This is a genomic window from Pseudomonas sp. Leaf434, from assembly GCF_001425545.1.
Classification (GTDB): domain Bacteria; phylum Pseudomonadota; class Gammaproteobacteria; order Pseudomonadales; family Pseudomonadaceae; genus Aquipseudomonas; species Aquipseudomonas siliginis.
On the sequence record NZ_LMQZ01000011.1, the window covers coordinates 93,823 to 114,898 of the forward strand.

Annotated in this window: 16 protein-coding genes; 8 read left to right on the top strand and 8 right to left on the bottom strand. The window is 60.3% G+C overall.

Translation table 11 applies throughout. From position 1 onward, the window contains the following. Positions 1 to 53: 53 nt before the first annotated feature. On the top strand, positions 54 to 548 hold the full coding sequence (locus ASG55_RS22555; protein ID WP_056790514.1) for a GreA/GreB family elongation factor: 495 nt from the start codon (positions 54 to 56) through the stop codon (positions 546 to 548). On the opposite strand, the gene gdhA is transcribed toward ASG55_RS22555, so the two are convergent. Next, entirely contained in the window at positions 545 to 1,882 is a 1,338-nt protein-coding gene (gene gdhA, locus ASG55_RS22560; RefSeq protein WP_056790516.1) for an NADP-specific glutamate dehydrogenase, read from the bottom strand. The genes ASG55_RS22555 and gdhA overlap by 4 nt on opposite strands. Before the next feature lie 352 nt (positions 1,883 to 2,234). After that, a complete protein-coding gene (gene ettA, locus ASG55_RS22565; RefSeq protein WP_016773108.1) occupies positions 2,235 to 3,899 on the bottom strand; it encodes an energy-dependent translational throttle protein EttA in 1,665 nt (554 codons plus the stop codon). 287 nt (positions 3,900 to 4,186) lie between these two features. On the opposite strand from ettA, the gene morA reads away from it, so the two are divergent. From morA to ASG55_RS22590, 5 genes are all read left to right on the top strand, one after another. After that, positions 4,187 to 8,035: a cyclic di-GMP receptor MorA gene (morA, locus tag ASG55_RS22570; protein WP_056790520.1), complete on the top strand. Its 3,849-nt coding sequence runs from the start codon at positions 4,187 to 4,189 to the stop codon at positions 8,033 to 8,035. Positions 8,036 to 8,243: 208 nt separating this feature from the next. Next, positions 8,244 to 9,497 carry a serine hydroxymethyltransferase gene (gene glyA / locus ASG55_RS22575; RefSeq protein WP_016773106.1) on the top strand — a complete coding sequence of 418 codons (1,254 nt, stop codon included), beginning with the start codon at positions 8,244 to 8,246 and terminating at the stop codon, positions 9,495 to 9,497. A gap of 336 nt (positions 9,498 to 9,833) precedes the next feature. Beyond that, the gene (locus ASG55_RS22580; RefSeq protein WP_056790521.1) at positions 9,834 to 11,147 is read left to right on the top strand and encodes a C4-dicarboxylate transporter DctA; all 1,314 of its coding nucleotides are present in this window, start codon (positions 9,834 to 9,836) and stop codon (positions 11,145 to 11,147) included. A gap of 49 nt (positions 11,148 to 11,196) precedes the next feature. Next, positions 11,197 to 11,901 (top strand): FadR/GntR family transcriptional regulator, encoded by a 705-nt coding sequence (locus ASG55_RS22585; RefSeq protein WP_016773102.1) that lies wholly within the window; start codon positions 11,197 to 11,199, stop codon positions 11,899 to 11,901. Positions 11,902 to 11,919: 18 nt separating this feature from the next. After that, positions 11,920 to 12,624 carry a GntR family transcriptional regulator gene (locus ASG55_RS22590; RefSeq protein ID WP_056790524.1) on the top strand — a complete coding sequence of 235 codons (705 nt, stop codon included), beginning with the start codon at positions 11,920 to 11,922 and terminating at the stop codon, positions 12,622 to 12,624. A 114-nt stretch (positions 12,625 to 12,738) separates the two neighbouring features. Here ASG55_RS22590 and yjiA read toward each other — a convergent pair whose 3' ends face one another. The 3 genes from yjiA to ASG55_RS22605 all read right to left on the bottom strand — a co-directional run bounded on the left by yjiA (position 12,739) and on the right by ASG55_RS22605 (position 16,148). After that, on the bottom strand, positions 12,739 to 13,716 hold the full coding sequence (gene yjiA, locus ASG55_RS22595; protein WP_056790527.1) for a GTPase: 978 nt from the start codon (positions 13,714 to 13,716) through the stop codon (positions 12,739 to 12,741). Between the two features lie 152 nt (positions 13,717 to 13,868). Beyond that, on the bottom strand, positions 13,869 to 14,066 hold the full coding sequence (locus ASG55_RS22600) for a YbdD/YjiX family protein (protein WP_003228401.1): 198 nt from the start codon (positions 14,064 to 14,066) through the stop codon (positions 13,869 to 13,871). Positions 14,067 to 14,081: 15 nt separating this feature from the next. Then, positions 14,082 to 16,148 (bottom strand): carbon starvation CstA family protein, encoded by a 2,067-nt coding sequence (locus ASG55_RS22605; RefSeq protein WP_041477781.1) that lies wholly within the window; start codon positions 16,146 to 16,148, stop codon positions 14,082 to 14,084. Positions 16,149 to 16,307: 159 nt separating this feature from the next. Here ASG55_RS22605 and ASG55_RS22610 point away from each other — a divergent pair, with 159 nt between their 5' ends. Further along, positions 16,308 to 16,676: a PilZ domain-containing protein gene (locus ASG55_RS22610; protein WP_041477779.1), complete on the top strand. Its 369-nt coding sequence runs from the start codon at positions 16,308 to 16,310 to the stop codon at positions 16,674 to 16,676. A 99-nt stretch (positions 16,677 to 16,775) separates the two neighbouring features. On the opposite strand, the gene radA is transcribed toward ASG55_RS22610, so the two are convergent. From radA to ASG55_RS22625, 3 genes are read right to left on the bottom strand one after another with little or no spacing between them, the layout of a single operon-like run. After that, positions 16,776 to 18,143: a DNA repair protein RadA gene (radA, locus tag ASG55_RS22615; protein ID WP_056790529.1), complete on the bottom strand. Its 1,368-nt coding sequence runs from the start codon at positions 18,141 to 18,143 to the stop codon at positions 16,776 to 16,778. A gap of 47 nt (positions 18,144 to 18,190) precedes the next feature. Then, positions 18,191 to 18,736 carry an ankyrin repeat domain-containing protein gene (locus tag ASG55_RS22620; RefSeq protein ID WP_056790532.1) on the bottom strand — a complete coding sequence of 182 codons (546 nt, stop codon included), beginning with the start codon at positions 18,734 to 18,736 and terminating at the stop codon, positions 18,191 to 18,193. Positions 18,737 to 18,796: 60 nt separating this feature from the next. Beyond that, the gene (locus tag ASG55_RS22625) at positions 18,797 to 20,338 is read right to left on the bottom strand and encodes a catalase (RefSeq protein WP_056790535.1); all 1,542 of its coding nucleotides are present in this window, start codon (positions 20,336 to 20,338) and stop codon (positions 18,797 to 18,799) included. Between the two features lie 285 nt (positions 20,339 to 20,623). On the opposite strand from ASG55_RS22625, the gene mscL reads away from it, so the two are divergent. Next, positions 20,624 to 21,037, top strand: a complete 414-nt coding sequence (gene mscL / locus ASG55_RS22630) for a large-conductance mechanosensitive channel protein MscL (RefSeq protein ID WP_024014404.1) — start codon at positions 20,624 to 20,626, stop codon at positions 21,035 to 21,037. Positions 21,038 to 21,076 lie beyond the last annotated feature (39 nt).

The following is a 21,076-nucleotide window of genomic DNA, read 5'->3' on the forward strand; positions in this document are numbered from 1 at the left end:
GTTGAAACCAAATGCCGGCAACCATGGCCCAAATCCTTTAACAGGAGGACTTCATGAGTCGCGCATTCGTCAACGAAGACAACGCCGCCGCGCAGGCCGATCAGCCGGTCGAACGTCAGGTCAGCACGCAGCCCAACTACGTCACCCCGCAAGGTCTGGCGCAGTTGCAGGCGAAGGTCACCGAGCTGCAAAGCCTGCACGCCGAGCAAACGGCCAAGGGCGAGCAGGCCGACAAGCAACGTCTGGCCGATCTGCAACGGGATCTGCGCTATTTCACTCAACGCCTGAGCAGCGCCCAAGTCGCAGTCGCTGCGACCTCCACCGACAAGGTCCAAATCGGTAGCTGGGTGACTTTTGCCGATGAACACGACACTGAACACCGCGTGCAACTGGTCGGCGAGGATCAGGCCGACGCCAGTCAGGGCCTGATCAACTGGGACTCACCGCTGGGCCGGGCTTTGCTTGGCGCCCGGCTCAACGATGAAGTGCTATGGCAGCGGCCTGCCGGCGACCAACTGATCGAAGTGATCCGCATCGAACCGGCTTAAACCACGCCTTGCGCCAACATCGCATCGGCGACTTTGACGAAGCCGGCAATGTTCGCGCCTTTGACGTAATTGATCTGACCGTTGTCTTCGCCGTAATGCACGCAGGCGTGGTGGATCGATTGCATGATCGCGTGCAGCTTGCTGTCCACCTCGCCCGCCGTCCACAGCAGGCGCATGGCGTTCTGCGACATTTCCAGACCGCTGACGGCAACACCGCCCGCATTCGACGCCTTGCCCGGTGCGAACAGAATACCGGCCTCGATAAAGATATCCACAGCCTCCAGCGTGGTCGGCATGTTCGCGCCTTCAGCCACACAGACGCAGCCATTGCGCAGCAGCGTGCGCGCGGCCTCGGCATCAAGTTCGTTCTGTGTCGCGCAGGGCAGCGCGATATCGCACGGCAGCGACCACGGATGTTGGCCGGCGCGGAATTCCAGACCATGGGCGTTCGCCAGTTCGCTGATGCGCCCGCGTTTGATGTTCTTCAGCTCCAGCAGCGCCAGCCACTGTGCTTCGCTCAAGCCTGCCTCGCAGTACAGCGTGCCTTCGGAGTCGGACAGGGAAATCACTTTGCCGCCCAGGTCCATCACTTTGCGCGCCGCGTACTGCGCGACGTTGCCGGAACCGGAAATCGCCACGCGCTTGCCTTCCACGCTCTGCCCGCGGCGTTTGAGCATTTCTTCGGCGAAGTACACGCAGCCGAAACCGGTGGCTTCCGGGCGAATCAGGCTGCCGCCGTAGGTCATGCCCTTGCCGGTGAGGACGCTGGTGAACTGGTTGCTCAGGCGCTTGTACTGGCCAAAGAGGAAACCGATCTCCCGCGCACCGACACCGATATCACCGGCCGGCACGTCAACGTCGGCGCCGATGTGGCGATACAGCTCGCTCATGAACGCCTGGCAGAAACGCATGACTTCAGCATCGCTCTTGCCCTTCGGATCGAAGTCCGAACCGCCCTTGCCACCGCCCATGGGCAGGGAGGTCAGCGAGTTCTTGAAGGTCTGCTCGAAGGCGAGAAATTTCAGCACGCCGAGGTTCACCGACGGATGGAAGCGCAGGCCGCCCTTGTACGGGCCGATGGCGCTGTTCATCTGGATACGGAAGCCGCGATTGACCTGGACCTTGCCCTGATCGTCGACCCACGACACCCGGAACACCAGCGCACGCTCCGGCTCGCAGATGCGCTCGAGAATGCCCGAAGTCAGGTAATGCGGATTGGCTTCAAGAAACGGCCACAGACTGCGCAGGACTTCTTCGACAGCCTGGTGGAATTCGGGTTGATCCGGGTCGCGTTTTTTCAGGCGCGCAAGGAAGGATTCGACGGATTCGATCATGGGCAAAGTCTCGGCAAATTTATTGTCGTTGGAGGAGATTGGGCCGGACTGTAACAAACGAATTGCGCACAGGAACAGAGCAAAATGTCGCAGTTATGAAATTAAATGGTGCACAGGATATAAATCCGAGGGGTATTTGATCCGTTTTTGCACCTGAGTGGGGAGCACAGATCCAAGACTTGCACCAACAGTTACACCGTATTCGCGAGCAGGCTCGCTCCCACATTTGGAATGCGTTACCCCTGTGGGAGCGAGCCTGCTCGCGAAAGCCGCAACTCGGTTTATCAGGAAAAACCCAGGGCAAAAAAAACGGAGCCCGAAGGCTCCGCTTTTTCATGCAACCAACCCGATTTCAGGCCAGTTTCTTGTGACGTACCCGGTGAGGCTGGGCCGCTGCTTCGCCGAGGCGTTTTTTGCGGTCGGCTTCGTACTCGGTGTAGTTGCCTTCGAAGAACACCGCTTGCGAGTCGTCTTCGTACGCCAGGATGTGCGTGGCGACACGGTCAAGGAACCACCGATCGTGGGAGATCACAATGGCGGCGCCCGGGAAGTCCAGCAGGGCTTCTTCCAGCGAACGCAGGGTTTCCACGTCGAGGTCGTTGGACGGTTCGTCGAGCAGCAGGACGTTGCCGCCCTCCTTCAGGGTCAGCGCCAGGTGCAGACGACCGCGCTCACCGCCGGACAGATCCTTGACGAACTTTTGCTGATCGCCGCCCTTGAAGTTGAAGCGGCCGACGTAAGTGCGCGACGGGATCTCGTAGTTGCCGATGCGGATCTGGTCGGAACCGTCGGAAATCTGCTGGAACACGGTCTTGCTGCCGTCGAGGTCTTCGCGGCTCTGGTCGACGCAGGCCAGTTGCACGGTTTCGCCGATTTCGATGCTGCCCGAATCCGGGGTTTCCTTGCCCATCAGCATGCGGAACAGCGTCGACTTACCGGCACCGTTACCACCGATCACGCCGACAATGGCGCCTTTCGGCATGGAGAACGACAGGTTGTCGATCAGCACGCGATCGCCGTAGCCCTTGGTGACGTTCTTGAACTCGATGACCTTGTCGCCCAGGCGTGGACCGGCCGGGATGTAGATCTCGTTGGTCTCGCTGCGCTTCTGGAATTCCTGCGATTGCATTTCTTCGAAGCGTTGCAGGCGTGCCTTGGATTTCGACTGGCGGGCCTTGGCGCCTTTGCGCACCCACTCCAGTTCTTCTTTCATGGCTTTTTCGTGAGCCGACTGCTGCTTGGATTCCTGAGCCAGACGATCGGACTTGGCTTCGAGCCAGCCCGAATAGTTGCCCTCGTAAGGAATGCCCGCGCCGCGGTCGAGTTCCAGAATCCAGCCGGCGACGTTGTCGAGGAAGTAACGGTCGTGCGTGATCGCGACCACGGTGCCCGGGAAGTCGTGGAGGAAATGCTCCAGCCACGCCACCGAATCAGCGTCCAAGTGGTTGGTCGGTTCGTCGAGCAGCAGCATGTCCGGTGCGGACAGCAGCAGACGGCACAGGGCGACACGACGCTTTTCACCACCGGACAGGTGTTCGACTTTCGCGTCCCAGGCCGGCAGACGCAGTGCATCGGCAGCAACTTCCAGCTGGCGCTCGAGGTTGTGGCCGTCGCTGGCCTGCAGAATCGCTTCGAGCTTGGCCTGTTCAGCAGCAAGCTTGTCGAAGTCGGCATCCGGGTCGGCGTAGGCCGCGTAGACCTCGTCCAGACGCGCTTGCGCATCCTTGATCACGCTGACCGCTTCCTCGACCACTTCACGTACGGTCTTGGCTGGGTCGAGCTGCGGCTCTTGCGGCAGGTAACCGATGTTCAGGTCCGGCATCGGGCGGGCTTCGCCTTCGAACTCGGTGTCGACGCCGGCCATGATTTTCAGCAGCGTGGATTTACCCGAACCGTTGAGCCCGAGCACGCCGATCTTGGCGCCGGGGAAGAAGGACAGCGAAATGTTCTTGAGAATTTCCCGCTTCGGCGGAACAACTTTGCCCAGCCGATGCATGGTGAAGACGTATTGAGCCATGGAGAACCTTGGGTCAGTGACAGATGAATGATTGGAGCGCAGGCGATGCCTGGCCAGACCGGTGCGCGTCGTTCACTTGAGGATCATCAATGCGTGCGCGCGGAAAAAGTCTGATTCTAGGAGCTGGAACGCCCCCGCGTAACCGGCAAAGCTACCTTAATGACCGATGGCAGTCCAGCCGAGAGGGGGCTGGCACTTCGCCACGAGTCAAGGCATGCTAGCCGCCCTTCGGGCGTCCGGCTTATAGTGCACGTCGCGCCAGTCCAGCCAAATCGCAGGATCACAGCTTGACCAATGTCACTCCGCCAGCCTCTGTGAGCAGCACCCCACCGGCGCCCGGCTCGCCCCTGCGCGGGACATTAAAGGGTGCGCTGGCCACCCTCGTGCTGTTATTGCTCGCGTTGCTGTTCTGGCAACTGCTCGATCAATTGCGTGAAACCCAGAAGAATCAGCGCCAGTACACCATCGACTACACCGCCGACCTCGCCGCCCAGGTCAGCCTGAACATGGCGCTGAATGCGCAAATCGCCCTCAATCTGCTACCGATCGTCGAACAACCGCAAACCGCCGACGAACAGCAGATGCTCCTGCGCAAGTTGCAGCGTTCGCTGCCCGATCTGCGCAGCATGGCCCTGCTCTCGCCCTCCGGCCGCATCATCAGCGACAGCGCCACCGACAGTTCCGACGCCGATTACCTGACCGAACTGGTGCGCCGCAGCCGCGCCCAGGCGCATTACTTCAGCAATGCCGATGACGGCTCGGTGGTGCACCTGCTGTTGCATCAGGCCAGCGGCAGCAGTCGCGGTTACTGGGCCTTGCGCCTGACGCCAACCTTCTTCGACTCGCTGACCAAACAGGACGCCACCGCCCTGCGCCCGTTGTGGCTGGTGGAAAACCGCCTCAATCACCAGATCATCAGCCGCGAAGCAGGGCTGCCCTCGGTCAAGGCTGGCGGGCTGACGCCTGACGATGTCGCCAACACCGTACTGACCGTGCCGCTGAGCAGCAGCGACTGGCAACTGCGCGGGCTGTTCGACCGCCAGCGCGTACTGGAAGAATTGCTGCCGGCGTTCATCGGCAAATGCCTGCTCGGCCTGGCGTTCTCGATGTTGCCGGTGATTGCACTGCTAAACATGCGTCGGCGCCAGCGCCAGGTGCATGAAGGCCGGCGGCGTTACCAGGATATTTTCGAAGGCACCGGCGTGGCCTTGTGCGTGCTTGACCTGTCCGGCCTCAAGCAGATGTTCGACAAGGCGCAGATCCAGACCAGCGACCAGCTCAAGGCCTGGCTCGACCAACCGCAGCAGCGCCAGCAGTTGCTCGCGGAAATGCGCGTCACCGAGGTCAATCAGGTCGCCCTGCAACTGCTCGATGTGCATTCCTGCGACGATGCCTGGCAACTGCTGATCGATGGCCAGCGCCATCCGCAGTGCGCGATCGGTCAGCAGATCCTCGACGCCGTCCTGCAGCAGCAGAAACAGCTGGAACTGGAAATCAAACTGCCCAACAGCAATGGTCGCGACCAGCACCTGTGGATGGTCCTGCGCCTGCCGAGCGAGCAGCACGACTATAAAGCGGTGATCCTCAGCATCAACGACATCACCAGCCGCAAGCTGATCGAGCTGTCGTTGCTGGAGCGCGAAGGCTTCTGGTCGGACGTGGTGCGCACCGTGCCGGATCATCTGTATGTGCAGGACGTGATCAGCCAGCGGATGATTTTCAGCAACCACCACCTCGGCCAGACCCTGGGGTACAACCGCACTGAACTGCATCAGATGGGCGAATACTTCTGGGAAATCCTTCTGCATCCGGAAGACGCCGACTATTACCATCGCTCGCGGCAGTTGCAGCGTCACGCCGGTTACAGCCAGTTGTTGCAATGCCAATTGCGCTTCCGCCATCGCGACGGCAAGTGGCGGCGCTTCGACATCCGTGAACAGGCGCTGGCGCGGGACAAGCATGATCAGGTCACGCGGATCATCGGCGTCGCCAAGGACATCACCGAACAGATTGAGGCGAGCGAATCGCTGCGTGACAGCGAGCAGCGCTACCGCATGCTCGCCGAAAGCATCAGCGACGTGATTTTCTCCACCGACAGCAAGCTCTCGTTGAACTACGTCAGCCCGTCGGTGCAGGCCGTGCTCGGCTACAACGCCGAATGGATCTTCCAGAACGGCTGGCAATCGATCATCGCCAATCCCGGGCAACTGAACGGCATTCATGTGCTGATGGACCGCGTCAGCAAGGCGCTGGACAAGCCCGAGCAACTGGCATTGCTGCGCAGTCAGGTGCAAACGCAACTGTTCCTCTTCGATTGCCTGCGTGCCGATGGCCGCAAGATTCCGATCGAACTGCGCCTGGTGCTGGTGTGGGACGAACACGGCGCGTTCGAAGGCGTGCTCGGCGTGGGCCGCGATATCAGCCAGCAGCGCCGTGCCGAAAAAGACCTGCGCATGGCCGCTACGGTATTCGAGCACTCGACTTCGGCAATCCTGATCACCGACCCGGCCGGCTACATCGTCCAGGCCAACGAAGCGTTCAGTCGGGTCAGCGGCTACAGCGTCGGCGAAGTGCTCGACCAGTTGCCGAACATGCTCACCGTCGACGAGCAGCAGGATGCGCACCTGCGCTACGTGCTCAAGCAGTTGCACGAGCACAGCACCTGGGAAGGCGAAGTGTGGATGAAGCGCCGTAACGGCGAGCATTACCCGGCGTGGGTCGGCATTACTGCCGTGCTAGACGACGAGGGCGATCTGGCCAGTTACGTGTGTTTCTTCAGCGACATCAGTGAGCGCAAGGCCAGCGAGCAGCGCATCCACCGCCTCGCCTATTACGACGCCCTCACCCACCTGCCGAACCGCACGCTGTTCCAGGACCGTCTGCACACCGCACTGCAAGCGGCCGAACGGCAGAAGTCGTGGGTGGTGCTGATGTTCCTCGACCTCGACCGTTTCAAACCGATCAACGACTCCTTGGGCCACGCCGCCGGCGACCGCATGCTCAAGGACATGGCCACGCGCCTGCTGGCCTGCGTCGATGACGATGACACCGTGGCGCGCATGGGCGGCGACGAATTCACCTTGCTGCTGCAGCATCGCTCCAACCGCGAACTGGCGCTGAACCGGGCAATTCATGTCGCTGAGCAGATTCTCGCCAGCCTGGTGCGGCCGTTCGTGCTCGAGGGCCGCGAGTTCTTCGTCACCGCCAGTATCGGCATTGCCCTGAGTCCGCAGGACGGCAACGAACTCAGCCAGTTGATGAAGAACGCCGACACGGCGATGTACCACGCCAAGGAACGCGGCAAGAACAACTTCCAGTTCTATCAGGCCGACATGAACGCCAGTGCGCTGGAGCGTCTGGAACTGGAAAGCGATCTGCGCCATGCGCTGGAGCAGAACGAATTCGTCCTGTATTACCAGCCGCAGTTCAGTGGCGACGGCAAGCGCCTGACCGGCGCCGAAGCGCTGCTGCGCTGGCGCCATCCGCGACGCGGGCTGGTGCCGCCGGGTGATTTCATTCCGGTGCTGGAAGAGCTCGGCCTGGTGGTGGACGTTGGCGACTGGGTTATCAGCGAGGCCTGTCGACAGCTGAAAACCTGGCACCAGCAACGGGTGCGGGTGCCGAAGGTGTCGGTGAACATTTCCGCACGGCAGTTCTCCGACGGCCAGTTGGGCACCCGAATCGCGACGATCCTGCGCGAAACCGGCCTGCCACCGGCGTGTCTGGAGCTGGAACTGACCGAAAGTATCCTGATGCGCGAAGTCAGCGAGGCGATGCAGATTCTTGCCGGGCTGAAGAACCTCGGCCTGAGCATCGCAGTCGATGACTTCGGCACCGGTTATTCATCGCTCAACTACCTCAAGCAATTCCCGATCGACGTGCTGAAGATCGACCGTACTTTCGTCGACGGCCTGCCGTCCGGCGAACAGGACGCGCAGATCGCCCGGGCGATCATCGCCATGGCCCACAGCCTGAACCTGGCGGTGATCGCCGAGGGCGTGGAAACCCACGAGCAACTGGACTTCCTGCGTGAGCATGGTTGCGATGAGGTGCAGGGCTATCTGTTCGGCCGGCCGATGCCGGCGGGACGGTTTGAAGCGCAGTTCTGTAACGACGCATTGTTCATGTTCGACTGAACATCTGCGGTGCTGCCATCGCTGGCAAGCCAGCTCCCACAGGGAACGATCAATGTGGGAGCGAGCCTGCTCGCGAAGGGGCCGGCAAAAGCACCGCACATCTGTCATGAACGCCACTTGTCTGCGACATGACGTCGTTTCATATGTCATCCAAAAGCGGTTGGGTTAGAATGCCCCCCTTTTCTGCCCCCGATCCTTGAGGACCGCCATGTTCAGCCGTGATTTGACTATTGCCAAGTACGACGCCGACCTTTTTGCCGCCATGGAGCAAGAAGCTCAGCGTCAGGAAGAACACATTGAGCTGATCGCTTCGGAAAACTACACCAGCCCAGCGGTGATGGAAGCTCAAGGCTCGGTCCTGACCAACAAGTACGCCGAAGGCTATCCGGGCAAGCGTTACTACGGTGGTTGCGAATACGTTGACGTGGTTGAACAACTGGCCATCGACCGTGCCAAGGAACTGTTCGGTGCTGATTACGCCAACGTTCAGCCGCACGCTGGTTCCCAAGCCAACGCCGCTGTTTACCTGGCTCTGCTGCAAGGTGGCGACACCATTCTGGGCATGAGCCTGGCCCATGGCGGTCACCTGACCCACGGCGCCAGCGTTTCCTCCTCGGGCAAGCTGTACAACGCCGTTCAATACGGTATCGATGCCAACGGCCTGATCGACTACGACGAAGTCGAGCGTCTGGCGGTCGAGCACAAGCCGAAAATGATCGTTGCCGGTTTCTCTGCCTACTCGCAGATCCTCGACTTCCCGCGCTTCCGCGAAATCGCTGACAAGGTCGGCGCCTACCTGTTCGTCGACATGGCTCACGTCGCCGGTCTGGTTGCTGCGGGTGTGTACCCGAACCCGGTGCCGTTCGCCGACGTCGTGACCACCACTACCCACAAGACCCTGCGCGGTCCACGTGGCGGTCTGATCCTGGCCCGTGCCAACGCCGAAATCGAGAAGAAGCTCAACTCCGCAGTATTCCCGGGCGCCCAGGGTGGCCCGCTGGAGCACGTGATCGCGGCCAAGGCGATCTGCTTCAAGGAAGCGCTGCAGCCTGAGTTCAAGGCTTACCAGCAACAAGTGGTGAAGAACGCCAAGGCCATGGCCGAAGTGTTCATCGCGCGCGGTTTCGACGTGGTATCGGGCGGTACTGAAAACCACCTGTTCCTGCTGTCGCTGATCAAGCAGGACATCTCCGGCAAAGACGCTGACGCCGCTCTGGGCAAAGCGTTCATCACCGTGAACAAGAACTCCGTGCCGAACGATCCACGCTCGCCGTTCGTGACTTCCGGCCTGCGCTTCGGTACTCCGGCTGTGACCACTCGCGGTTTCAAAGAGGCTGAGTGCAAAGAGCTGGCCGGCTGGATCTGCGACATCCTGGCTGACCTGAACAACGAAGCGGTGATCGATGCCGTTCGCGAGAAAGTCAAAGCCATCTGCAAGAAACTGCCGGTGTACGGCGCTTAATCGCGACGTTAAACCAGCAGCATGAAAAACCGGCCAAGTGATTGGCCGGTTTTTTTTCGCCTGCAATTCACCTGTAGGAGCTGCCGAAGGCTGCGATCTTTTGATCTGGATTTTAAAAACAAGATCAAAAGATCGCAGCCTTCGGCAGCTCCTATACGCGTTTGGGGCCACTGGTCAGACCGGTCATGCCAATTTCATGTTTCCCCCTTGTAATCAGGAAAAACCCGAGCCTAGACTGCGCCTGCACTGGACATACCGGTAAGACCAAAATAATTAAGTCCTGCATCCGATGCGCAACGCGTGCGGCAGCCAGGACACCGACCCAGGATTCCTCCCATGCTCAGATGGTGCTCGCGTTCAATCTTCCTCCAAGTGGTTCTCGGACTGATGCTCGGCATCGTCTGCGGGCTGACCCTTCCTGAATACTCCGCTCAGCTCAAACCGCTCGGCGATGGCTTCATCAAACTGATCAAGATGCTGATTGGCCTGATCGTGTTCTGCGTGGTGGTCAGCGGCATCAGCGGCGCGGGCGATCTGAAGAAGGTCGGGCGCATTGGCCTCAAATCGGTGATCTACTTTGAGGTGCTGACCACCATCGCTCTGGTGATCGGCCTGGTGTTCGCCTTCAGCACCGGCATTGGCAGCGGCGCGAACATTCATCTGGAGCAACTCTCCAGCGCCGACATGGGCGACCTCGCCGAGCGTGGCCAGCACATGCACACCACCACACAATTCCTGATGGACCTGATCCCGACCTCGGTGATCGGTGCCTTCGCTGACAACAATATTCTGCAGGTGCTGCTGTTCTCGGTGCTGTTCGGCAGTGCGCTGAATCTGGTTGGCGAAGCCGCTTCGGGAATCTCGCGACTGATCAACGAACTCAGCCACGTGATCTTCCGCATCATGGGCATGATCGTGCGTCTGGCGCCGATCGGCGTATTCGGCGCCATCGCCTTCACCACCAGCAAATACGGTCTCGACTCGCTGCAGCACCTGGGCAGTCTGGTCGGTCTGTTCTACCTGACCTGCGTCGCCTTCGTCGCGCTGATCCTCGGTCTGGTGATGCGCGTCTCCGGCCTGCGCATGTGGCCGCTGCTCAAGTACCTGCGGGAAGAACTGCTGATCGTCATGGGCACTGCCTCTTCCGACGCCGTGCTGCCGCAGATCATGCGCAAGCTCGAACACCTCGGTATCGGCAGCTCGACGGTCGGTCTGGTGATCCCGACCGGGTACTCGTTCAACCTCGACGGTTTCTCGATTTACCTGACCCTGGCCATCGTGTTCATCGCCAATGCCACCGGCACACCGCTGGCGATGACCGATTTGCTGACGATTCTGCTGGTTTCGCTGATCACCTCCAAAGGCGCCCACGGCATTCCCGGTTCGGCGCTGGTGATTCTCGCGGCAACGCTGACGGCGATTCCGGCGATTCCCGTGGTCGGCCTGGTGCTGGTGTTGGCCGTGGACTGGTTCATGGGCATCGGCCGCGCGCTGACCAATCTGATCGGCAACTGCGTCGCCACCGTGGCCATCGCCCGCTGGGAAAAGGACATCGATGTACAGCGAGCGAACAAGGTGCTCAACGGCGAACAGGGCTATAACTTTCAACCGCGAAAAACCGTCGCTCCGGCGGCGGCCAAAGAATTCTGAATGAGTGCCGTGCCTGCCAATGCGCAGGCACGGCGCAGGGAGCCAATACGTGATTACAACTTCAACCGTCGTCAATTCAGTGGTGGAGAAACTCCGCGCCGCGTTGGCCCGAGGCCAGTGGCGCTCCGGCGACATGCTGCCGGGCCAGCGTGAACTGGCCGAACAGCTGGGCATCAGCCGGCCGAGCCTGCGCGAAGCGGTGATCGTGCTGGAAACACTCGGCCTGGTGCGCTCGATGCCGGGCAAAGGCGTGGTCGTCCTCGATGCGCAACTCAGCGACAGCCAGAGCCACGACAGCGCAGTCGCCGGGGCGAGCCTGGAAGATGTGCTGCAACTGCGCTACACCCTCGAGCCGTTCATTGTCGGGCTGGTTGCGCAATCGATCAGCAGCAAGGAGGTCGGCCAGTTGCGCCTGACCCTGATGGACATGCGCGAAGCCCTCGAGGCCGGTGACAGTGAAGCCGGGGTCAGCGCCTACATCGCCTTTCACGAAGAACTGTTCACGCTGACCTCGAACCCGATTTTCCAGAGCGTGGTGCAGCAGACCAGCAATGCCCTCAAGCAAAGCGCCGAAGTGTTGCGCAATTCACCGGAACATCTGGCCGAACGCCTGGAAGAAAACGAAGCCGTAGTCCGCGCGATCCGCAGCAAGAACAGCGCTCAGGCCAGCGCCGAAATGCGTCGGCACATTCTGCGCGAAGGCCAGCGCATGGGCGTTGAGCTGAATATTCCGGACGACAACCTGCCCACCTGATTTGCCAGGAGAACGGCCATGAACAGTTTTGCTTCAGCCTCGCATGCCGATTCGACCGCCCTGCCCGTCTCTCGCCTGCGCATGCCGGTTGAGGAGTTGTATCCGCGACTGTTCGACGCGATTCTCGAGCAGCGTATCGGTGAAGACAGCCGGTTCACCGAGGAGAGTCTGCAAGCGATGTTCGGCGCCGGCCGCGCCGATGTACGACGGGTGCTGACGCAGTTGTCCCATGAGCAGATCGTGGTATTGCGCGCCAATCATCGACCACGAGTGGCTGCGCCTGATCGGGAGCTGATCCGGCAGACTTTGCATGCGCGACGGTTGGCTGAGAACACGTTGGTGGGGTTGGCGTGTCAGCGTCCGCAGCCAGACGATTTGAAATGCTTGCGCACGTTGATAGAGCGCGAGAAGCGCGCCGTCGAGCAGGATCGGCGCGGGGCGGCGATTCGGTTATCGGGGGAGTTTCATTTGCAGTTGGCACGGATGGCGGGGAATGTGCCGTTGGCGCATTTTCTGCGCAGTCTGGTGCCGTTGACCTCGTTGGCGATTGCGCGGAGTCAGGGTTCGACGCGAAGCTGTTGCGCATGGCAGGAGCATTTGGCGTTGGTTGAAATTGTGGAGCGAGGTGATGCTGCCAAGGCAGAGGGGCTGATGAATCGGCATCTGGATCATCTTGAGCAGACACTGCTGGGTTCAGATCTTGAGCATTGTGCTGTCGGTTAGACCGCCTTCGCGAGCAGGCTCGCTCCCACAGTGGATTGCATTCCTTCTGACAGAATGCGTTCTACTGTGGGAGCGAGCCTGCTCGCGAAGAGGCCCGTTGAGCTATTGAAATTATCAGGCTTGTTGCGCTGCAACCCTGGCAAACCCCGCCCGAATCTTCTCTTCCGGCAAGTCATCGGCGATAAACACGATCACACTCTCGCGCGTCTCGCCCTCGGCCCATTCGGTGTCCCAGTCGAAACCATAGAGTTTCAGCACACCCTGAAATACCAAGCGCCGATCTTCGCCCACAATATTCAGCACGCCTTTGTAGCGCAGCAATTGCTTGCCGTGCTCTTCCAGCAACTCGTTCATGAATTCGCTGAGCTGATCGATATCCAGCGCCTGATCGGTGCGCAGCACCAGGCTGGAGATGCGATCGATCGACGGCGCCTTGCTCACCGGACGCAAGCTCAAACCGCCGCCCAGGTCAGCATTGAGGTTGAAACCACGCACATCCAGCAGTTCAGCCAGATCGATGTTGCCATGCTCGACCACGCGGATCGGCGCGCGGCGGTTGATTCGCGTAAGGCGCTCGCTCAGCGCGGTGAACGTCGCCTCATCGACCAGATCGGTCTTGCTTACCAGCAGACGATCGGCGAAACCGATCTGCGCCTGGGCGATGGTCTGGGTCAGGTGCACGTCGGCGTGAGCGGCGTCGACCAGGGTGATGATGCCGTCGAGCAGGTAACGCTCGCGCAGCTCTTCGTCGATGAAGAACGTCTGCGCCACCGGTGCCGGATCGGCGAGACCAGTGCACTCGATCACCAGACGATCGAAGGCGATCTCGCCGCTGTCCAGGCGCTCGAGCAGCAAGTACAGCGCCTTGGTCAGATCGGTGTGAATGGTGCAGCAGACGCAGCCGTTGGCCAGGGTCATGACCTGCACCGGCTCGTCACCCAGCAACTGAGTGTCGATGCCGGCGTCGCTGAATTCGTTTTCGATCACGGCGATTTTCAGGCCGTGCTCGGCTTTCAATAAATGACGCAGCAAAGTGGTCTTGCCGGCGCCGAGGAAACCGCTGAGGACCGTTACCGGAATGGGAGAAGACAAAACCCGATCTCCTGAAAAGAACACAAAAACAAATGTGGGAGCGAGCCTGCTCGCGAAAGCGGTGTGTCAGTCAAATCCTTCATCAACTGACACTCCGTATTCGCGAGCAGGCTCGCTCCCACAGGGGATTACCTCAACCGAAGGCTGTCAGCTCAACAGCACTTCGGCCCACCCTTGCCACCGTAACGGGCTTCCTGACGCTCGCGAAAGAACATCTCGTAGCTCATCACCGGTTTGTCCGGGTGTTTGGTTTGCATATGCTCGACGTAGGTGTCGTAGTCGGGCATGCCGACCATCAGGCGCGCGGCCTGACCGAGGTATTTACCGAGGCGACTCAGGTCATTGAACATGCTGCAATCCTCTGGTTACGCATCCGGCAGGGCCTGGAATGGCGATTCTTTATCCGTACGCTCTTTCTTGCCCCAGGCGGCGATGCCGACCTTGAGCGCATAGAACAGGATGCTGAACACCACGAACAGGAACAGCGCGGTGAGTGTGGCGTTGGTGTAGGCGTTGAAGATCACGTGCTGCATCTGCTCGACGCTCTTCGCCGGTGCCAGCACCTGACCGTTGGCCAGCGCATCGCTGTACTTCTTGGCCAGGGACAGGAAGCCGATCGCCGGGTTGGCGTCGAACAGCTTGATGAAACCAGCAGTGGTAGTGCAGATCAACAGCCAGGTGGCCGGCAACAGGGTGACCCAGATGTAGCGCTGGCGCTTCATCTTGATCAGGACCACGGTGCCGAGCATCAGCGCGATACCGGCGAGCATCTGGTTGGAGATACCGAACAGTGGCCACAGAGTGTTGATGCCGCCCAGTGGATCGATCACGCCCTGATACAGCAACCAGCCCCACATCGCCACACAACCGGCGGTGGCGATCAGGTTGGCGGTCCAGGATTCGGTGCGTTTCAGCGCCGGTACGAAGGAGCCGAGCAGATCCTGCAGCATAAAGCGTCCGGCACGGGTACCGGCGTCCACAGCAGTGAGGATGAACAGCGCTTCGAACAGGATCGCGAAGTGGTACCAGAACGCCATGGTGTTTTCACCCGGCAGGACACTGTGCAGGATCTGCGCGATACCGACCGCCAGGGTCGGCGCACCACCGGCGCGGGCCAGAATGGTGGTTTCGCCGATATCATGGGCAACCGCTTGCAGCGCCTCCGGCGTAATCGCGAAGCCCCAGCTGGTGACCATTTGCGCTACTGACGCGGCATCACTGCCGACCACAGCGGCCGGGCTGTTCATGGCGAAGTACACGCCTGGCTCGATCACCGAAGCGGCAACCATGGCCATGATCGCCACGAACGATTCCATCAGCATGCCGCCGTAACCGATGTAGCGGGCGTTGGTTTCGTTATCCAGCAGCTTCGGCGTGGTGCCCGACGAGATCAGCGCGTGGAAACCCGATACCGCGCCGCAAGCGATGGTGATGAACAGGAACGGGAACAGACCGCCCTTCCACACCGGGCCGGTGCCGTCGACGAACTGGGTCAGCGCCGGCATTTTCAGCTCGGGCATGGTCACCAGAATACCGATCGCCAGGGCGACGATGGTGCCGATCTTGAGGAAGGTCGACAGATAGTCACGCGGTGCCAGAATCAGCCAGACCGGCAGCGACGCGGCGACAAAACCGTAACCGACCAGCATCCAGGTAATCTGCACACCGGTGAAAGTGAAGGCTTTGGCCCATACCGGATCGGCAGCAATCTGCCCGCCCAGCCAGATCGAGCCGAGCAGCAGCAACACACCGACCACGGAGATCTCGCCGATGCGGCCCGGGCGGATGTAGCGCATGTAGATGCCCATGAACATCGCGATCGGGATAGTCGCCATCACGGTGAAGATGCCCCACGGGCTCTCGGCGAGGGCCTTGACCACGATCAGCGCCAGCACCGCGAGGATGATGATCATGATCAGGAAGCAGCCGAACAGTGCGATGGTCCCGGGAATCCGGCCCATCTCTTCACGCACCATGTCGCCCAGGGAACGGCCGTTGCGTCGGGTCGACATGAACAGGACCATGAAGTCCTGCACCGCGCCCGCCAGCACCACACCGGCAATCAGCCAGAGTGTGCCGGGCAGATACCCCATCTGCGCCGCCAGCACCGGACCGACCAGCGGCCCCGCGCCAGCGATGGCCGCGAAGTGGTGACCGAAAAGAATGTGTTTGTTGGTCGGCACGTAGTCCAGACCATCGTTGTTGAGCACGGCGGGGGTGGCCCGACGCGGATCCAGTTGCATCACGTTGTTGGCGATGAACAGACTGTAGTAACGGTACGCAACCAGATAAATGGCCACGGCAGCGACCACAATCCACAAGGCGTTGATCGCCTCGCCGCGGCGCAATGCCACTACGCCCAGGGCGCACGCTCCTACGATTGCCAGCACGAGCCAGGGTAAGTGGCGCAGCAGGCTATTATTATTTTTCATTTTATTATTCCAGCCAGGGTGGACAAGAAAGACAGCCACCCCGAGTTTAGCGCTTACGGCGCCAAAGGCCATACCCCGACATAGGTCTAGACGCTTGAGCGATTGGCTGGCGCCCGCATTCGCGGTCTATAGTCAGCGAACCTTCATGAGGATTGCGCCATGAGCGAGCACCCCGCCAATCGACGTCGTTTCAAACGTATTGCGTTCGATGCCCGAACCGAGCTGAAACAGGGCGAGTACATCTGGCCGGTCAAGTTGATCGACCTGTCGCTCAAGGGCCTGCTGATCGAGCGACCGGAGCCGTGGCTTGGGGATAAAGAGCAGGACTTCCTAGTCGACATTCATCTGAGCGAAGACGTCGATATCGAAATGGACGTGCATCTGGCCCACGAGGAAAACGGCCACTTGGGGTTCATCTGCCGGCACATCAGCCTGGAATCGATCCAGCGCCTGCGCCGCTTGATCGAACTGAATCTGGCGGATGAGGCCGAGCTGGAGCGCGAACTGGGTGCGCTGATCGAAATCTGACTTGCCCCCTGTAGGAGCTGCCGAAGGCTGCGATATTTTGATTTTGTTTCAAGATCAAAAGATCGCAGCCTTCGGCAGCTCCTACACAGGGGATTGTGGTTACTCGAAGAGTGCGTCGAGGGCCTGTTCGAGACGCTTCACGGCGATGATCTGCAAGCCGGGAGGCGATTCCTTCGGAGCATTACCCTTCGGCACGATGGCGCGTTTGAAGCCGTGCTTGGCCGCTTCTTTCAGCCGCTCCTGCCCGCTCGGCACCGGGCGCACTTCGCCAGACAGGCCGACTTCGCCGAACACCAGCAGATCATGCGGTAACGGCCGATTGCGCAAACTCGACATCACCGCCGCCATCAACGCCAGATCCGACGCTGTCTCCAGCACCTTCACGCCACCGACCACGTTGAGGAACACGTCCTGATCGTGGGTCGGAATCCCGCCGTGGCGGTGCAGCACCGCAAGCAACATCGCCAGACGGTTCTGATCCAGCCCCAGCGTCACCCGACGCGGGTTGGCCAGATGGCTGTCATCGACCAGTGCCTGCACTTCCACCAGCATCGGTCGGGTGCCTTCCCACGTCGCCATGACCACACTGCCCGGGACTTCTTCCTGGGCGCGGGTGAGAAAAATCGCCGATGGGTTGGAGACTTCTTTCAGGCCCTTGTCGGTCATGCCGAACACGCCCAATTCGTTGACCGCCCCGAAACGGTTCTTCACCGCGCGCAGCAGACGTAGACGACCATCGGATTCACCTTCGAAATACAGCACGGTATCGACCATGTGTTCCAGAACACGCGGACCGGCCAAGGCGCCCTCTTTGGTGACGTGGCCGACGAGGAAGATCGCCGTGCCGCTCTGTTTGGCGTAACGCACCAGCAGCGCCGCACTTTCACGCACCTGCGACACGCCGCCCGGCGCCGATTGCAGCTGTTCGGTGAAGATGGTCTGGATCGAGTCGATCACCATGACCTTGGGCTTTTCCTGGCGAGCGGTGGCGATGATGGTTTCGATGCAGGTTTCGGTCATCACCCGCAGTTGATCCTGCGGCAGGCCGAGACGGCGGGCGCGCATCGCCACTTGCTGCTGGGATTCCTCACCAGTGACGTACAGCGCCGGCATGCTTTTGGCCAGATTGCACAGGGTTTGCAACAGAATGGTCGATTTGCCGATCCCCGGATCACCGCCGATCAGCACAACCGAGCCATCGACCAGACCACCGCCGAGCACGCGGTCGAGCTCACCGGAGGCGGTGGAAAAACGTGGAATCTCTTCGATGCTGACTTCGGCGAGCGTCTTGATCTGCGCCTGCTGGCCAGCCCAACCGGTGCGCCCGGTAGGTGCCGTGGCGCCGCCGCTTTCGATCATGGTTTCGGTCAGTGTGTTCCAGGCACCGCACTCGCCGCACTGCCCGGCCCACTTGGGAAAGGTTGCGCCGCACTCGGTGCAGCCGTACATGCGCTTGGCCTTGGCCATCAGAACCCCCGGAACAAAAGACGCGATGATAACGCAGCCACCGCCGATCAGCGCGGCGCAGCAGTACGGATTTCGCCGCTGGCCAGACGTGCGGCGCTGTTGCCCAGCGGATCCTCGGCATTGAGGTCGGCGCCTCTGGCTTTCAACGCATCAAGCAATTCCAGACGCTTGAACAGCCCGGCGTACATCGCCGCTGTCTGTCCGGCGCCATTACGCTGGTCGGGGCTGCAATCGCTGGCCATCAGTCGCCGGGCGATCTGTAATTCGCCTTTGAATATCGCGCCCATCAGCGCCGTGTTGCCCCGCTGGTCCTGGGCACAGGCATCTGCGCCAGCGGCGAGCAGGCGCTCAACCGCTGGCGCCTGACCGTGATAGGCCGCCAGGATCAGCGCGGTGTAACCCTTGCTGTCGCGGGTATCGAGGGAATAGCCAGACTCGATAAAGGTCTTGAGCATCGGCACATCACCCCGGCGGGCGGCGTCGAAGTAGTAATCCTGCAACTGCGCCTTGACCGCCTCGGGACTTTGCTCGACCGGTGCCGCCCACGCGGTGAAAGACAGCGATGCAGTCAACCAAAAAAGAAAAATACGCATCAGGCTCTCTCCTTCAACGCACGCGAGGCGAGACTGGCCCTCGCGTGCGCCGCATCGCTATCAGTCGGTCAGTTTCGCCGCCAGTGCTTTCACGCGGCTGAGGTCGCCCTTGGCCACTTCAGTCACACCGCTGCCGTACTCAGGGTCGGCCTTGTACAGGAAGGACAGGATGATGTGCTTGCTCTCGTCATCGGTGGTGGCCAGCGAGCCGCCGAAGCTGTCGATCAGGTCGCGGCGTTCCTGCTTGCTGTACGAGCGATACAGATCACCGGCCTGCTTGAAGTTCTGCTCACGCTGGATCTTCGCCTGCTGGGTGCTGCCCGCCAGCGCCGACTGGCTGTAACGCGCCGCTGGCGTTTCTTCACGCGGTTGCAGGCGGCTTGGCTGGTAGTTGACGCCGGACTGGCTGGCGCCGAAATTCATCGCACCATCCTGATTGCCATTGTTCACTGCGGTTTTCGGTGCGTTGATCGGCAATTGCAAAGCGTTGGCGCCGAGGCGATACATCTGCGTATCGGCATAAGAGAACACTCGCCCCTGCAACAAACGATCTTCCGAAGGTTCGATACCCGGAACTACGTTGGCTGGAGCCATGGCAACTTGTTCGGTTTCCTGGAAGACATTGGCCGGATTACGGTTCAGGACCATTTGTCCAACTTTGCGCTCGGCAATACCCGGCCAGATCTTGGTTGCATCCAGTGGATCGAAATCAAACTTGGACAAATCCTGTGGCTTGAGAACCTGCACGTACAAGTCCCACTTCGGAAAGTTACCCTTGTTGATATTACTCACCAAGTCGTTGGTCATATGACTGTAATCCTGACCCTGAACTTCGCTGACTTGTTTTGGCGTGAGATTCTTGATGCCTTGAAGACTCTTCCAGTGAAACTTCACATAGTGAACTTCATTCCTGGCATTGATCAGCTTATAGGCATGAACACCATTGCCATCCATCTCCCGATAACTGGCCGGAGTGCCGTAGTTGGAATACAACTCGGTCAGCGTGCGGGTGGCTTCCGGTACATGGGAGAAGAAATCGAACCGGCGCGAATCGTCATCGAGGTTGGTGCGCGGATCGGGCTTGAAGGCGTGCACCATGTCCGGGAATTTGATCGCATCGCGGATGAAGAAGGTCGGGAAATTGTTGCCGACCAGATCCCAATTGCCGTCAGCAGTGTAGAACTTGGTGGCGAAACCGCGCGGGTCACGCAGGGTTTCCGGGGAATGGTTGCCATGCACCACCGCCGAGAAACGCACGAATACCGGCGTGCTCTGGCCTGCGGCGAACACCTTGGCCTTGCTCAGGTCGCTGAGGTCATCGGTCACGGTGAAGGTGCCGTGAGCGCCGGTGCCGCGTGCGTGTACGACGCGCTCGGGGATGCGTTCACGATCGAAGCGCTGCAGCTTCTGGATCAGTTGCACATCCTGCAGCAGCACCGGGCCGTTGGCGCCGGCAGTTTGCGAGTTCTGATTGTCACCGACTGCCGAGCCGTTATCGCGGGTCAGCGGAGCGGCGTTGACCGAAAAGGTCAGCAGCCCGGCAGTCAGTACGCCGAAGGTGCGGCGGAAGGGAAAAGCCCCCAGTCCAGGAGTGGATGTCATATCAGGTTCCTCTGGTTTTATTGGGCGCATCCAGGTGCGCCACACCAAGGCTAGAGGCCTGTGCCGCAGAACATAAATAGAAAGAACGTAACACCATGATTGAAGAAATTGGCTTTCCCGTCAGCGGGTTAGCGCGTATTCCGCGCGCGATTGCTGGCAATTTGCAAACTAATCGTCAATCGATGTGTCGATAAAAACGGGCATTGTAAGAAGGTGTTTCGCGCAGGAGGCGTTTCGCTGATTTACACTGCCAACACCAAACTCATCTGTAACAAGGAAATAACTATGGGCGTGCTTAGCGAGTTCAAGGCCTTCGCGGTCAAAGGCAATGTGGTCGACATGGCCGTCGGTATCATCATCGGCGCGGCGTTTGGCAAAATCGTTTCGTCGTTTGTCGGCGACGTGATCATGCCGCCGATTGGCCTGTTGATCGGTGGGGTGGACTTCAGTGATCTGGCTGTCACGCTCAAAGCAGCCCAGGGCGATGCGCCCGCAGTGGTGCTGGCTTACGGCAAATTCCTGCAGACGGTGCTGGATTTCGTGATTGTCGCTTTCGCGATTTTCATGGGTGTCAAAGCCATCAACCGCCTCAAGCGCGAAGAAGCTGTAGCACCGACCGCGCCGCCGATCCCGAGCAAGGAAGAGCAACTGCTGGGCGAAATTCGCGACCTGCTCAAGGCGCAGAACGAGCGGCCCTGAGGCATTCGGTAGTCATCAAAACGGCACCCGCGGGTGCCG

Bases quoted from the DNA above. Each gene is read 5' to 3' on its own strand.
- ASG55_RS22555 (WP_056790514.1), top strand. From the start codon at position 54: ATGAGTCGCGCATTCGTCAACGAAGACAACGCCGCCGCGCAGGCCGAT.
- gdhA (WP_056790516.1), bottom strand. From the start codon at position 1,882: ATGATCGAATCCGTCGAATCCTTCCTTGCGCGCCTGAAAAAACGCGAC.
- ettA (WP_016773108.1), bottom strand. From the start codon at position 3,899: ATGGCTCAATACGTCTTCACCATGCATCGGCTGGGCAAAGTTGTTCCG.
- glyA (WP_016773106.1), top strand. From the start codon at position 8,244: ATGTTCAGCCGTGATTTGACTATTGCCAAGTACGACGCCGACCTTTTT.
- ASG55_RS22580 (WP_056790521.1), top strand. From the start codon at position 9,834: ATGCTCAGATGGTGCTCGCGTTCAATCTTCCTCCAAGTGGTTCTCGGA.
- ASG55_RS22590 (WP_056790524.1), top strand. From the start codon at position 11,920: ATGAACAGTTTTGCTTCAGCCTCGCATGCCGATTCGACCGCCCTGCCC.
- ASG55_RS22600 (WP_003228401.1), bottom strand. From the start codon at position 14,066: ATGTTCAATGACCTGAGTCGCCTCGGTAAATACCTCGGTCAGGCCGCG.
- ASG55_RS22605 (WP_041477781.1), bottom strand. From the start codon at position 16,148: ATGAAAAATAATAATAGCCTGCTGCGCCACTTACCCTGGCTCGTGCTG.
- ASG55_RS22610 (WP_041477779.1), top strand. From the start codon at position 16,308: ATGAGCGAGCACCCCGCCAATCGACGTCGTTTCAAACGTATTGCGTTC.
- radA (WP_056790529.1), bottom strand. From the start codon at position 18,143: ATGGCCAAGGCCAAGCGCATGTACGGCTGCACCGAGTGCGGCGCAACC.
- ASG55_RS22620 (WP_056790532.1), bottom strand. From the start codon at position 18,736: ATGCGTATTTTTCTTTTTTGGTTGACTGCATCGCTGTCTTTCACCGCG.
- ASG55_RS22625 (WP_056790535.1), bottom strand. From the start codon at position 20,338: ATGACATCCACTCCTGGACTGGGGGCTTTTCCCTTCCGCCGCACCTTC.
- mscL (WP_024014404.1), top strand. From the start codon at position 20,624: ATGGGCGTGCTTAGCGAGTTCAAGGCCTTCGCGGTCAAAGGCAATGTG.